At 47.5% G+C, this 12438-nt stretch carries 15 protein-coding genes; 8 read left to right on the top strand and 7 right to left on the bottom strand.

The window, feature by feature from the left end; translation table 11 throughout:
- Positions 1 to 54: 54 nt before the first annotated feature.
- Positions 55 to 825 (bottom strand): sulfite exporter TauE/SafE family protein, encoded by a 771-nt coding sequence (locus FB479_RS23050; RefSeq protein ID WP_106654259.1) that lies wholly within the window; start codon positions 823 to 825, stop codon positions 55 to 57.
- 191 nt (positions 826 to 1016) lie between these two features.
- Between FB479_RS23050 and FB479_RS23045 the strand changes: the two genes are divergently transcribed.
- From FB479_RS23045 to FB479_RS23030, 4 genes are all read left to right on the top strand, one after another.
- Positions 1017 to 1625, top strand: coding sequence for a superoxide dismutase (locus FB479_RS23045; RefSeq protein ID WP_012684750.1), 609 nt, complete (start codon positions 1017 to 1019; stop codon positions 1623 to 1625).
- A gap of 172 nt (positions 1626 to 1797) precedes the next feature.
- Positions 1798 to 2592 (top strand): dioxygenase family protein, encoded by a 795-nt coding sequence (locus FB479_RS23040; RefSeq protein ID WP_142066844.1) that lies wholly within the window; start codon positions 1798 to 1800, stop codon positions 2590 to 2592.
- A complete protein-coding gene (gene sigJ, locus FB479_RS23035) occupies positions 2592 to 3482 on the top strand; it encodes an RNA polymerase sigma factor SigJ (RefSeq protein ID WP_142066843.1) in 891 nt (296 codons plus the stop codon). Before FB479_RS23040 ends, sigJ begins: the two co-directional genes overlap by 1 nt.
- A 72-nt stretch (positions 3483 to 3554) precedes the next feature.
- A complete protein-coding gene (locus tag FB479_RS23030) occupies positions 3555 to 4001 on the top strand; it encodes a carboxymuconolactone decarboxylase family protein (protein WP_106654262.1) in 447 nt (148 codons plus the stop codon).
- A 68-nt stretch (positions 4002 to 4069) separates the two neighbouring features.
- Here the strand turns inward: FB479_RS23030 and FB479_RS23025 are convergent, their stop codons facing one another.
- Both FB479_RS23025 and FB479_RS23020 read right to left on the bottom strand, forming a co-directional pair.
- Positions 4070 to 4615, bottom strand: a complete 546-nt coding sequence (locus FB479_RS23025; protein WP_142066842.1) for a pyridoxamine 5'-phosphate oxidase family protein — start codon at positions 4613 to 4615, stop codon at positions 4070 to 4072.
- Positions 4616 to 4758: 143 nt separating this feature from the next.
- Complete coding sequence (locus tag FB479_RS23020; RefSeq protein WP_142066841.1) at positions 4759 to 5748, bottom strand: metal-dependent hydrolase; 990 nt, start codon at positions 5746 to 5748, stop codon at positions 4759 to 4761.
- Between the two features lie 159 nt (positions 5749 to 5907).
- Here FB479_RS23020 and FB479_RS23015 point away from each other — a divergent pair, with 159 nt between their 5' ends.
- Both FB479_RS23015 and mutY read left to right on the top strand, forming a co-directional pair.
- Complete coding sequence (locus FB479_RS23015) at positions 5908 to 6207, top strand: MFS transporter (RefSeq protein WP_142066840.1); 300 nt, start codon at positions 5908 to 5910, stop codon at positions 6205 to 6207.
- An 11-nt stretch (positions 6208 to 6218) separates the two neighbouring features.
- Positions 6219 to 7325: an A/G-specific adenine glycosylase gene (gene mutY / locus FB479_RS23010; RefSeq protein ID WP_142066839.1), complete on the top strand. Its 1107-nt coding sequence runs from the start codon at positions 6219 to 6221 to the stop codon at positions 7323 to 7325.
- 41 nt (positions 7326 to 7366) lie between these two features.
- Here mutY and FB479_RS23005 read toward each other — a convergent pair whose 3' ends face one another.
- The 3 genes from FB479_RS23005 to FB479_RS30605 form a co-directional block, all read right to left on the bottom strand.
- Complete coding sequence (locus FB479_RS23005) at positions 7367 to 8143, bottom strand: Cof-type HAD-IIB family hydrolase (RefSeq protein WP_106654266.1); 777 nt, start codon at positions 8141 to 8143, stop codon at positions 7367 to 7369.
- Between the two features lie 119 nt (positions 8144 to 8262).
- On the bottom strand, positions 8263 to 8421 hold the full coding sequence (locus FB479_RS23000) for a YrzI family protein (protein ID WP_106654267.1): 159 nt from the start codon (positions 8419 to 8421) through the stop codon (positions 8263 to 8265).
- 137 nt (positions 8422 to 8558) lie between these two features.
- Positions 8559 to 8711 carry a hypothetical protein gene (locus FB479_RS30605; RefSeq protein ID WP_164724519.1) on the bottom strand — a complete coding sequence of 51 codons (153 nt, stop codon included), beginning with the start codon at positions 8709 to 8711 and terminating at the stop codon, positions 8559 to 8561.
- A gap of 525 nt (positions 8712 to 9236) precedes the next feature.
- Between FB479_RS30605 and FB479_RS22995 the strand changes: the two genes are divergently transcribed.
- Complete coding sequence (locus FB479_RS22995; RefSeq protein ID WP_142066838.1) at positions 9237 to 11204, top strand: methyl-accepting chemotaxis protein; 1968 nt, start codon at positions 9237 to 9239, stop codon at positions 11202 to 11204.
- Between the two features lie 50 nt (positions 11205 to 11254).
- Here FB479_RS22995 and FB479_RS22990 read toward each other — a convergent pair whose 3' ends face one another.
- Positions 11255 to 11479 carry a hypothetical protein gene (locus FB479_RS22990; protein WP_007729801.1) on the bottom strand — a complete coding sequence of 75 codons (225 nt, stop codon included), beginning with the start codon at positions 11477 to 11479 and terminating at the stop codon, positions 11255 to 11257.
- 196 nt (positions 11480 to 11675) lie between these two features.
- Here FB479_RS22990 and fabL point away from each other — a divergent pair, with 196 nt between their 5' ends.
- Positions 11676 to 12434: an enoyl-[acyl-carrier-protein] reductase FabL gene (gene fabL, locus FB479_RS22985; RefSeq protein ID WP_012684763.1), complete on the top strand. Its 759-nt coding sequence runs from the start codon at positions 11676 to 11678 to the stop codon at positions 12432 to 12434.
- Positions 12435 to 12438: the final 4 nt, after the last annotated feature.

The following is a 12438-nucleotide window of genomic DNA, read 5'->3' as shown; positions in this document are numbered from 1 at the left end:
TCCTGTTTCCTCCCCACCACTACAGGAACGTACAAGGTTGTACGCCTTTTTAAATCAAGCAGTAAAAATCAACTCATACACCATCTTCACGATCAAAGTAATGGATACGACCAAGAACAATGGACGGACATAACGTACCCCTGTTTTGATGGCCATTTTGGCACCAAGGTTAGCACCCAACAGCATCGCAATCCCCATGATTAGACCAGTCATGAAGACGACCTTGCCCTCCATTGTGAAGACAAAAAGCGCAGAAATGTTACTGGCCAGATTCAAAATTCGGCCATTGCCGGCTGCAATTACAAAATCATAGCCAAACAAAAGCACCATCAGAAAAACAAAGAACGAACCGGTTCCGGGCCCGAAAAATCCATCGTAAAATCCGATTAAAAAGGTAAAAGGAATCCCGATGCCGAGCGTAAATTTGGTCAGCCCTTTGTAGTTGGAGTCTTGACCGAAACGTTTGTTGAAAAGAGTGTAAACAAAAATGAGTGCCATCATAATAACGACAAGGACCTTCAAAAACTCCTGGGGAACGAACAGAACTGTTTTCGCTCCGAAATAGGCGCCGATCAGCGAGACGGGAAATAAAATCAGCATAAGCTTCTTGTCAAATTTACCGCTCTTGATAAAGGTGTAGGAGCTGGTGGCAGATGAAATGGTGCCAGCCAATTTGTTCGTGCCAAGAGCAAGGTACGGTGGCATTCCTAGCCCGAGCAGGGCGGGGAGGGAGATGAGTCCGCCTCCACCAACAGTACTGTCGATGAATGCTGCAATGAATCCAAAGACGGCGAGAAGTACGATCGTTGATAAGTCCATTTCCACTAGTAATCACCTGATTCTCTTCGTTTGTAATAATCCAAGTCTAGCACTCTCCGTTTTGTTTGCAAGATGGAAATCTTTGAAATAATACATAGATTAATATACTTTGCATACCGATTTGTTGAAAAACTGGTTGGCTTGCAGTATAATGAAGGCGTAAGCTTGACCTACATAATTTGAGGAGGAATGTTACAATGGCACATCAACTTCCTGCATTGCCTTATGCACACAACGCTTTGGAACCACATATCGACGCGCAAACCATGGAGATCCATCACGGACGCCACCATGCTACTTATGTTAACAACCTGAATGCAGCTCTGGAAGCACACGCTGACCTGCAAGGTAAAAGCATTGAAGAGCTGATCAGCAATCTGGATGCTCTGCCTGAGTCCATCCGCACTGCTGTTCGCAACAACGGTGGAGGCCATGCTAACCACACACTGTTCTGGGAAATCATGAGCCCGAATGGCGGCGGCGCACCAACTGGTGAACTGGCTGACGCAATCAACGCGGCTTTCGGAAGCTTTGACAACTTCAAAGCAGAATTCGCAAAAGCAGCTACTACTCGTTTCGGTTCCGGATGGGCTTGGCTGACTGCAGAAGGCGGAAAAGTAGCAATCAGCTCTACTCCTAACCAAGACAGCCCAATCATGGAAGGTAAAACACCTATCCTTGGTCTGGACGTTTGGGAGCATGCTTACTACCTGAACTACCAAAACAAACGCCCTGACTACATCGGCGCGTTCTGGAACGTTGTAAACTGGGATGAAGTTAGCAAGCGTTTCGCAGCAGCGAAGTAATTGTAACTTTTCCAGTCATAAGGCTTGTCGTTCTTTAGGAGCGGCAAGCCTTTTTTGTTCAGAGGAAAGAAACGGCATCGATTCAGGATACACTTGTAACTGTAATGAATATGAGATATAATACTTACTAAAAGTAACTAGGTTTAAAAAGTATAGAGGAGAGTGTATGCAAATGATGCCGTCTTTTTTCATTGCACATGGTGCCCCGTTGCTTTCCATAGAAAACAATGCCTATACAGAAGCACTGAACCAATTGCCTAGCCTGCTCCCGCGCAAGCCGCGTGCTATCGTCATATTTTCCGCTCACTGGGAAGCACATGATCAAATGGTGGGAGCAATGGACACCTTCCCGACCATTCACGACTTTGGCGGTTTCCCGCAAGCATTATACGAAATCGAGTACCCGGCAAAAGGAGAGCGTGAAGTAGCGGATGAGACAATCCGACTTCTTCAAGAAGCTGGTATTCCTGTCGCTTTGAACACGACAAGAGGCTTGGACCATGGACACTGGGTTGTCTTGCGCCATATTTATCCGGATGCCGATATTCCTGTTGTTGCCTTGTCGGTTAATCCGAACCTGACTGTGACAGAGCAATATCAGATCGGCAAAGCACTGAGCCCGCTCCGCGCAAAAGACGTTCTGATCCTCGGCAGTGGCGGAACCGTCCATAATTTTTCCTATATGAACCTGAGAGAGTCCGATAGTGCTACTTTTGAGTGGGCGGAGCAATTCGAAGACTGGCTGCAAACAACATTGACAGACTGGAATGTCGAGGATCTCGCCAATTATCGCGAGCTTGCTCCGCATGCTGAAAAAGCTGTTCCCGCGTATGGAACCGAGCATTTTGTTCCGCTTGTGTACGTCATGGGAGCTGCCGACGATGAACGTACAGCGAAGCGCCTGCATATGAGCATCCGCTATGGAAGTCTCAGTCACACCCTTTGGCAGTTTGGTGATGCGAAATAATGACAGTGCACATGGAGGATGTTTATCGGGAGTATAAATCATTACTGTTTTCCCTTGCGTACCGGATGACTGGCTCGGTAACGGAAGCGGAGGACATTGTTCAGGATACGTTTCTTGCGTTGGCAGGTACCGACATCCAAGACATTCACCATGTAAAAAGCTATCTGTGCAAAGCTGTGACCAATCGCTGTCTGGACTTATTAAAATCAGCCCGTTGGAAGCGGGAGCAGTATGTAGGCGAATGGTTGCCGGAGCCGATGCTGGACGCTTCGGAAACCAATGATCCCTTGCAAACTGTGATTGCCGAAGAAGCAGTCTCGTATGGCTTGCTTGTTCTCTTGGAGAATCTATCGTCGACGCTACGGGCCGTTTTTGTGCTCCGAACGGCACTCGACTACGAATACAGCGAAATTGCCGCGATGCTCGAAATGACCGAAGTAAATTGCCGCAAGAAGTTTAGCCTTGCGAGAAAAAAGCTGGCTGAAGCAGGATATCAGGCGATCGTCCCTCAGTCGAATCGGACTTCGAGCTTGGTAGAAAAGCTGATGCAAGCTATCTCCAAGTCAGATGCGGAGTCGTTGATCGGACTTTTGACAAAAGATGCTGTGTTTGTCAGCGATGGTGGCGGGAAAGTCCGGGCAGCTATTCATCCGATCTTCTCAGACGAGCGGATTACTGCCTTCTGGATGGGGGTATGGCCGAGGTGGGCTTCTCATGCTACCATGCAGATTCGCTCGATCAATGGCCAAGATGGAATCGCCGTCTACTCCGAAGGTCATCTGAAAATGATCATCCAGATCACAATGAATGAGGAAGAAGATCGCATTGCACGCTTGTACATGATGGTCAATCCAGAAAAGCTCACCCATTTGCAAAAAGAAAATGGATGATTCGTCACAAGAAGGATACTTCACTCGTCTTTGAGGTTGAAAGCAAATTCGAGTGGAGAGGAAAGATGAATCATGAAAGCTAGATTCAATCATCGTACAACAAATCCCGAAGCGTATCAGACCATGCTCAAGCTGGAAAAATTCGTGAATGAGAGCGGCTTGGACAAAAAACTGATTGAGCTGATCAAAATTCGTGCTTCCCAAATCAACGGCTGCGCTTTTTGCATGGATATGCATACGCAAGATGCGCGCAAGCTCGGTGAGACAGAGCAACGCATTTATTTGCTCAGCGTTTGGAGAGAATCCGCGGTTTACACTGAGGCAGAGAGGGCTGTCCTTGCCCTTACTGAGGCTGTCACTGTTATTACGGCTAACGGTGTTTCTGAAGAGCTCTACCAGCAGGTCCGCGAGCATTTTGACGAGAACCAGTATGTTGCCTTGATTATGGCGATCAATACCATCAACAGCTGGAACAGACTCGCGATTTCGACAGGAATGAGCGCTCCATTCTCTATGTAAGGTGCATACTCATCCAACAAAAAGACACGCCTCTGACAAAGAGCGTGTCTTTTTTCTGCTTTCGGCTTCTATACGTCCATCTCCACTTTTCTTCCAGGGTAGAACTGCTTCTCTTCGGAAAGTGGATTACCTTTGGCGGTCAGCACGGTAGGCGTAATCCGGAAGATGGCGGTTGTACTGCCCATCGAAGAACGATACTTGATGACATGCTGTAAAGGCAACGGTTCTGAATAGTAGCCGGGTACGTACTTGTCGATCATGGACTGCATCGCATCGCGCATCTCCTCAGGTTCAGAAACACGCTCAATTGTCCCGGCGATAAACACACTCATGTAAGCCGTATCGATATGGGCAGGCACAGGTGAGGCGATTGTGCCGTACTCCTCGCAAACACTGAGACATACGCGATTATTGCCATTAATCATCTCGATTTTTCTGCCAGAATCCGCGCCGTGAAAATAAATACAGCCATTCCACCAAGCAAAGTTCAAAGGCAGGATGTACGGCTCGATTTCATTGGACAAGCCGAGATGGCCGACCTTTGCTACTTGCAAAAACTGGTCAATTTGCTCCTGATCAGTAATAGTGCGCTTGGAATAATGAATTGGAATCATGTCGAGTCCCCCAGTCTGTCGTTGTTATTCTGATCGTAGTTGGAATTTGACTAGGAGAAAAGGTGCAATTTTGGCAAAAGTGAACGGGTCAGATCGCAAAAAAATAACCGCCCTCTATTGGCAGGGGCGGCAGTCTCGTCTTATTACGAGCGTTTTGAATCCAATTTTTTGGTAAGCTGTTCTTCTCCGCGGTGGATCCAGCCGACGAAGGAATCGCGGATGGTCAGATCAAAATCGAGGTAGACCACGGCGACGAACATGTAGTGACTTTTCCCTTGAAAACGGGATCGGTAGCGCAGATCAATCCATTTGACCTCATAGCCAAAGGAGCGCTCTTTGGTTTCTACATGCACATGATGGGTAAAAGCCAGGAAGGACTGGACTTTGTAACTTTTCTTGGCTGCCGCAATCCGCTCATTTTCCGGTTTGATGGAGAAGGTGTCCAAGATGACGACGTCCCCCGAAATGACTTCACCTACATACCAATGCTGGTATGTCTTGGCGACGAAGGTCCAATACGTCCAGGAAAGAGTAGGGATGATGGTGAAGGTACCAGCTTTGCCGATTCGCTGACGAACCAGCTCGGTCGTGCGTCTTTGCGCCTGACAACGCCAGTAGTAGTATCCGGCAATGATCACGTATATCCATAAAAAGACGTGTCCAGGATGCGCACCTGCCGCCCATAGCATAAAGCCGACGAGATGGGCAGCGAAAATGAACGGATCGAAAATGAAAATGGCGTTGAGTGCCACCCATTTGTCGCGAAACGGGTACAGGCCCTTTGTGCCATAGGAATTAAACAAGTCAACGAATACGTGCAAACAGACGGCCAGGAATATCCAGCCGAGCAAATGCAGCCAATGGGGCTGTGGCATCATGGCCTGAATGAGTACAAAAATGGCTCCAGTCCACAGAAATAAAGCGGGAACCGAGTGAGAAACGCCTCGGTGATTGCGAATGTAGGCAGCGGTACCACGAAGGCGGACTAAGCCATCCAAATCAGGCGCCTGCGAGCCAATGACCGTTCCAACCATGACGGCTACTGCAAGTGACGGAGTAGAAGCTACGACAGGATCAAGATAGGCGAGCCCGGCCAATCCAAAGCCCATGGCAAAATGTGTGGCTGTATCCATGGAATCGTTGTCTTCCTCCCTTCCTTCCACTTTTATTGTTTATTATAGCGTTTGCCTAAGGTTAATTCCCGCCCGTTCTGAAAATATTTGTGTGCTTGTTCGCACGGGGTGGGAAGGGTATGATGAAAGCGTTGAATCGTTAAAGGAGGAACATGTCGCATGCTAACGGTTTTCATTGAATACAAGATAGATGCTGAAAAACGAAGTCACGCTCTGCAATTGCTCACCTCGATGGCTGAGCGAATGGAAGCGATGGGTGCACGTCAGTATCGCTCAATGGAGGGCTTGGATCAGCCCGGTCTGTTTGTCGAAACGTTTGAGGTCGAGACTGTTCAAGTATACGAAGAAATCAAGGCAAACCGATTGGCAGACCAAGACTTTTGCGACTGTATTTCCGGCGGTGCTTCGAAACTGCATGTATGGGCGTTTCGTCCCGCGGAAATGGATGAAAAGGAGTAGAATAAAAGGAAATGGCAAGAAATAAAGAAAGCTTGAAATATACACTACCTGAACAATTTCATGTGTTTGGCTTTGCCCAGGATTTGCTGGCCTGGTACGACTCCCAAAAGCGGGATTTGCCTTGGCGGATCAACAAAGACCCATATCGAATCTGGGTATCGGAGATCATGCTTCAGCAAACACGCGTAGAGACCGTTAAGCCTTATTATGCGAATTTCATGGAGAAATTTCCGACGGTGAGTGATTTAGCGAAAGCACCCGAGGAAGATGTCTTAAAAGCGTGGGAGGGACTCGGTTATTACTCCCGCGCGCGCAATCTTCAAGCCGCAGCTCGCGAGGTAACGGTTCGCTACGGAGGAGTTGTGCCGGATACACCAGAAGAGATCGCTACACTAAAAGGTGTCGGTCCGTATACGGCAGGTGCCATTCTTAGCATTGCCTATGAAAAGGCGGAGCCGGCCGTGGATGGGAATGTTATGCGTGTCTTTTCACGCCTGCTGTATTTAACCGACGACATTGCCAAGCCTGCCACAAGAATCAAAATCGAGCATCTCGTACGACAGGTCATTCCAGAGGGAAGAGCGGGAGATTTCAATCAAGCTTTAATGGAGCTGGGAGCGATGGTCTGTGTACCGCGCACTCCGCAATGCTTGACCTGTCCGGTGTTTGACTACTGTATGGCGCGTCAGGAGGGAGTGGCTGAAGAGCTGCCGGTCAAAGGCAAAGCCAAACCTCCACGCCCTGTTGATCTGCAAGTAGGCATTATCATTCGCGACGGCAAAGTTTTGATGAACAAGCGTCCCGATCAGGGGCTTCTCGCCGGCATGTGGGAATTCCCTACTGTTGAAACTGAGCAGGAAAGTGATGCTGCCAAGCAGGAGGCACTTGCAGTTGGTTTGCGTGAACGATTCGGAATCGATGTAGAAGTCATGCAGCCGCTAGGTACGGTTCAACACGTCTTCTCCCATTTGCAGTGGAACATGCAAGTATGGTCCTGTGACTGGATCGAAGGGGACAAGCTCCCTGTTCATGCAAGATACGCAGCTTGGGAGGAATTAGATGCATACACCATCCCGATGGCGCATCAAAAAATTCGCGAGCTGTTGGGACAAAAATAACAAGTAGGCAAAGCTGTCGAGCATTTCTCGGCAGCTTTTATTTATTTCATCAGACCGATGTAACGCAAGCCGTGAGATATCCCGCCATCATCGACGTGTCGCGTTACATAATTGGCATGCGGCAACAAAGCTTCATGCGCATTGCCCATCGCGATCCCCATCCCGACATAAGAGAGCATCTCTTTGTCATTCAGACCGTCTCCGAAAGCAACTGCCTTGCTTGGCGCAAGCCCGATATGCGAGAGGAGCGCTTCAATACCGAGGGCTTTTGAACCGCCTTTCGCAAAAACATCCATACAATACTCATGCCAGCGTATAAACGAGAGAGCGGGAATCTCTTCTCTGTACTGCTGTTCATGTGCATCTGGTGTAAACAACAGCGCTTGATAAATATTTTCAGAATGGACGAAGTCCGCATTGTGATCGGGGGTATCAAGCTTCAATTGCTGAAAAGTCCAATCCAAATAAGGATGCTGCTTATGGGTAGAAAAGCCCGCCGTACTGCCTTGAAACACGATGGGATGGTCGTGCTGGGCCGCGATCTGCTGCAATTGATCGAGTGTTTTGGTCGGGAGGGGGCGATCATAGATCGTTTTTCCTTGATAGACGACATATGCGCCATTGCAACTGACATACGAATCGATGCCGCACTGCTGGGCAAGCTCGTCAAAATAATAATGAGCTCTGCCTGTTGCTAAGACGACTTCGATCTTGTTTCTTTGCAGCTCTTGAATGGCTTCGAGCGTATCTGGTGGTATAATTTTTTCTTCGTTGACGAGTGTTCCATCAATGTCTAAAAAGACGATTTGATACTCCATGATTTCACTCCCCACTTTTCTCTTTTGAATCCATTATAAAGCTTTGAGAGAGGGGAAGAGCAGCGGAAAATAAAAAGATCATGCCCCCGCAGACATGATCTTTGTAAAACTGTTTCTTTTTATCGAATCAAAAACTCTGGAAATTGTGTAACGATCTGATGCTTTTGTTCTTCCATACGTTTCAGCGCTTGCTGTTGCATGTATTTTGCTTCAATTTGCTTCGGTGTCAATTTCCGTTTCTCAATAATGATTGTGAAGAAAATCATTGGAATGTACATGAGTGTATCCCTCCCATCCCGTTAATTTGGTGCAGTCAGCTGCCATCTATCGCTTTGACTCCTGTAAACCTCATCATCTGACGCCGTTGTTTGTTTTTCATACCAAAATCCCTCCTGTAGTCAAGTAGTGGTGTCCATTAAATACGGCTCACAAATTGTGCAGCTTCAAAAGCATGTTCTTCGGCGCGTTCTTCGAGATAGCGACAGCGAGCAGATTCTCCGAAAAGCTTCTCTGCTTGTTCCTTATTGCGTTCAATCTTGACTGTGAAAAGCAAAAAGTTCAGTACCATTACCAATCACCCCCTTTCAAGGTGGAAAATGTTAATTGGCGAGAAAGAAAAAGACCACGGGCGAAAGCCTGCGGTCTTCTGGCAACAAAAACGGACATGCCGTTTTGAAGGACATAGAAAGACCACAAGCAACAACACCTGTGGTCGGTAATAGACGAAATAGAAATGTTGAAGAGTACGAATACTACTGGAATTCGTCGACCCAGGAGGCGCTGCTATATTCAGTTGGAACATCCACAAGACGATCAATAAAAGCTGGTTTTAGATTCATAGCTATCATCATCATTGTGCTGCCTCCTTTCTTTCCGTAGTAGTAGTGTGTGGAACGTACTCTTAGAATATGGCATTTTTTTCTTGTTGTAAAGCGAATTTTTACCTATTTCCAGAAGAAAGTATATTCTGAATATAATAAAAAATAATAAATAATAAACTTTTATGCGTTTAGTTGGCAATTTTAGGTTTACTCATGCATATGGCGGGTATTAATATAGGACAATGATAACATGCAGAAAGGTGATGCAGCGAATGAAAACACCTAGACTCACTGTAAAATCCAAGCTGATCGCTACATTTTCCACAATATTAGTCATCCCCCTGCTGACACTTGGATGGCTCTCGTATCAAAGTGCCAAGGCTGAGTTGTCAGATGAATTGCTTACGACTGCCTCTGAAAATGTCCGTTTAGTAGACGCGCTTTTGAATCGTACACTTTTGGAACAATCAAGGAATGTGGAATGGGTCGCTGCTGATATTGTACGCAACGATATCATGGAAGAGACCAGAACAATTACGCAAAAAAAATTACAGCGCTTTCTCGCGATAAATCCAGAAGTTAGTGAAGCGTATATCGGGGATGTGAATGGCGGCATGATGACCGCAACCGGCTCCAAGCTTCCAGACGGATATGATCCGCGAAAAAGGGATTGGTACATAGCAGCTATGAAGCAGCCAGGAAAGAACATCATTGTGGACCCATACATTGATGCTATTACCGGAAAAGTCGTGGTGGGAATTGCGATGGCCTTGCCTGATCAGTCTGGTGTTTTTGGAATTGATATTCAACTGACTGCACTGGACGAGACGGTCAAGCAAGCAAAGATCGGTACCCAAGGGTTTATGGCCATTTTGGATAAAAATCGCAAAATGCTGGTCAATCCAAATGGAGAGTCTGGAGTTGAGGTTGCAGAGTCTTGGGTGGATACTGTATATGCAGAAGAGTCAGGGCGTTTGCAATTTCAGCACGAAGCAAATCCCGTCCAAGCCGTGTTTACTACGAATGAAAATACGGGTTGGAAGCTTGTAGGCGTGATGTATGAAAGCGAAGCAGCAGAAGCAGCAAATCCGATTTTTTACACGATGCTCGTGATTATAATTATTGCACTTGTGGTAGCTGGCGGAGTCATTTACCTGATTTTGCGCTCCCTACTCCGACCTTTGCGCATGTTGACAGAAGCAGCGGAAAAAATGAGCCAAGGCGATGTGACACAACAAGTAAATATACGAAGTGACGATGAGTTGGGTACATTGGGCAAAGCCTTCAATCATATGGCGGAATCTCTTCGTTCCTTGCTCCATTCTGTAAATGATTCCGTTCAGCAGCTGGCTTCTTCGGCAGAGCAGCTCGCAGCAAGCGCGGATCAGACGAGTAAAGCAACAGAACAGATTGCGGAGACTATACAAGAAATGGCGGAGGGAGCCGAGCAGCAAGTCTCCCATTCGCAGGAGGGTAACGCAGCAGTCGAACAAATGTCGGCAAGAATCGGTCAGATCGCAGAGTATACACAAAATGTATTCACCGCAGCTCAGGAATCGTCGCACTTGGCAGTAACCGGAAACCAATCTATTCAATCGGCTGTGTTGCAAATGAACGCATCCAGCGAGTCGATTCACAGTCTGGCAAAAGTCGTGGATAATCTGGGTACGCGTTCCCAAGAAATCGGAAACATTGTGGATGTGATCACTGCCATCGCCAATCAAACCAACCTGCTTGCACTAAATGCGGCAATTGAAGCGGCTCGAGCAGGGGAGTATGGACGAGGCTTTGCTGTGGTGGCTGATGAGGTACGCAAGCTGGCAGAGCAATCTGCAAGCTCGGCACAACAAATTAGTCAGCTGATCACCGCGATTCAAGCGGAGACAAACCATGCTGTAATTGTCATGGATCAAAGCAAGCGTGAAGTAACGGAAGGGATTGAAAAAGTGAACGAAGCTGGCCAGTCCTTCGAACAAATTCAGTCAGCCGTCAATGAGGTGGCAGAGAAAATCGGTCAGGTATCTGAAGCGACGCGTGATTTCTCCACAAGGGCACAGCAAGTGGTTGAGATCATTGGTCATATTTCCGAGGTGACACTACAAGCGTCTGATGGAACACGAAGTGTATCCGCAGCTGCGGAGGAGCAGCTAGCCTCTATGGAAGAGATTGCTTCTTCAGCCGTTTCCCTCGAACACCTCGCGGAGGAATTGCAAAACCAGATCGGCAAGTTCCGTATCTAATTAATAAGCCCGGCGCCGTGTTTACATACACGAGCAGCCGGGTTTTTTACTTAATCGTAAATAGGTGACGAGGAATGATCCCATCCCCCGCTGTCTCCATTCACTGGTCCACGGGATTCAAGCTCATGGATGACTTTGACGTGAAGAGAGGCTCCCTCTGCACTGAGGTAAGCTGCCAATTGTGAAAAACTGTGGTGGTAATAAAGCAGCTCATTCATTTCCCAATCAGCCAGTGGCACCATGGTTAATTCGGACAATTCCCGACCTATGTACACCCTGCCATTCCTCCTTATGTGGTAGTGGTTTGCCTGATACCGCGAGTTTAGTATGGCTATAGTTGAGAGGATCAAGTCATGCCGGGATTTTTTCCGCAGGTAGAAAAAGCGCAAGTGGAGTTGTATAATGAATAAGTGATTTTTACTTATTAGTACCTGCTATTAATAGTTGGTCAGGTTAGGAGGCAATCTTTTTATGAATACAACGAAAAAAGTAGCACTGGTAACTGGCGGAACGCGAGGGATCGGAAAAGCGATTGCGCTTCAATTGGCGGAACAGGGCTATGACCTGGTGCTGAACTATTTGCGTAACCGCACAGCGGCAAGAGAAGCGGCAGCGGAGCTGGAAGCAAAGGGCGCTCGTGTCCATCTGATCAAAGCCAATGTAGGGGATGTAGCAAAAATCAAAGAGTTGTTCGCAGAAATCGACCAGGAATTCGGTCGTTTGGATGTATTTGTGAACAATGCGGCATCGGGTGTACTGCGTCCCCTGATGGAGCTGGAAGAAAGCCATTGGGACTGGACCATGGAAATCAACAGCAAGGCACTGTTGTTCTGTGCGCAAGAAGCGGCAAAACTAATGATCAAGGGCGGCAACGGCGGAAAAATCGTGAGCTTGTCCAGCCTTGGGTCCATTCGAGTTCTCGACAACTATACAGCGGTTGGCGTATCAAAGGCAGCTGTAGAAGCGATTACTCGTTATTTGGCAGTCGAGCTCGCACCGCATAACATTGTAGTAAACGCTGTTTCTGGCGGAGCTGTGGATACGGATGCACTCAAGCATTTCCCGAATCGTGAAGAATTGCTCGGCAGCTCAGCAGAGCGTACGCCAGCAGGACGCATTGTGGAGCCGGAAGATTTGGCTAATGCTGTGATGTTCTTGCTCTCCGACAAAGCTTGGATGGTTCGCGGACAAACATTGATTGTAGACGGCGGTATTTCTCTTTTGACATAATGAT

This window comes from Brevibacillus sp. AG162, assembly GCF_006715575.1.
In the GTDB taxonomy this organism is placed as follows: Bacteria; Bacillota; Bacilli; order Brevibacillales; family Brevibacillaceae; genus Brevibacillus; species Brevibacillus brevis.
The sequence above is the reverse complement of the archived record's forward strand: the minus strand, read 5'-3'. Positions and strand labels throughout refer to the sequence as shown.

Excerpts from the sequence above, each read along its gene's own strand:
- FB479_RS23045 (WP_012684750.1), top strand. The coding sequence starts at position 1,017 with ATGGCACATCAACTTCCTGCATTGCCTTATGCACACAACGCTTTGGAA.
- FB479_RS23040 (WP_142066844.1), top strand. The coding sequence starts at position 1,798 with ATGATGCCGTCTTTTTTCATTGCACATGGTGCCCCGTTGCTTTCCATA.
- sigJ (WP_142066843.1), top strand. The coding sequence starts at position 2,592 with ATGACAGTGCACATGGAGGATGTTTATCGGGAGTATAAATCATTACTG.
- FB479_RS23030 (WP_106654262.1), top strand. The coding sequence starts at position 3,555 with ATGAAAGCTAGATTCAATCATCGTACAACAAATCCCGAAGCGTATCAG.
- FB479_RS23025 (WP_142066842.1), bottom strand. The coding sequence starts at position 4,615 with ATGATTCCAATTCATTATTCCAAGCGCACTATTACTGATCAGGAGCAA.
- FB479_RS23020 (WP_142066841.1), bottom strand. The coding sequence starts at position 5,748 with ATGGATACAGCCACACATTTTGCCATGGGCTTTGGATTGGCCGGGCTC.
- FB479_RS23015 (WP_142066840.1), top strand. The coding sequence starts at position 5,908 with ATGCTAACGGTTTTCATTGAATACAAGATAGATGCTGAAAAACGAAGT.
- mutY (WP_142066839.1), top strand. The coding sequence starts at position 6,219 with ATGGCAAGAAATAAAGAAAGCTTGAAATATACACTACCTGAACAATTT.
- FB479_RS23005 (WP_106654266.1), bottom strand. The coding sequence starts at position 8,143 with ATGGAGTATCAAATCGTCTTTTTAGACATTGATGGAACACTCGTCAAC.
- FB479_RS23000 (WP_106654267.1), bottom strand. The coding sequence starts at position 8,421 with ATGTACATTCCAATGATTTTCTTCACAATCATTATTGAGAAACGGAAA.
- FB479_RS30605 (WP_164724519.1), bottom strand. The coding sequence starts at position 8,711 with ATGGTACTGAACTTTTTGCTTTTCACAGTCAAGATTGAACGCAATAAG.
- FB479_RS22995 (WP_142066838.1), top strand. The coding sequence starts at position 9,237 with ATGAAAACACCTAGACTCACTGTAAAATCCAAGCTGATCGCTACATTT.
- fabL (WP_012684763.1), top strand. The coding sequence starts at position 11,676 with ATGAATACAACGAAAAAAGTAGCACTGGTAACTGGCGGAACGCGAGGG.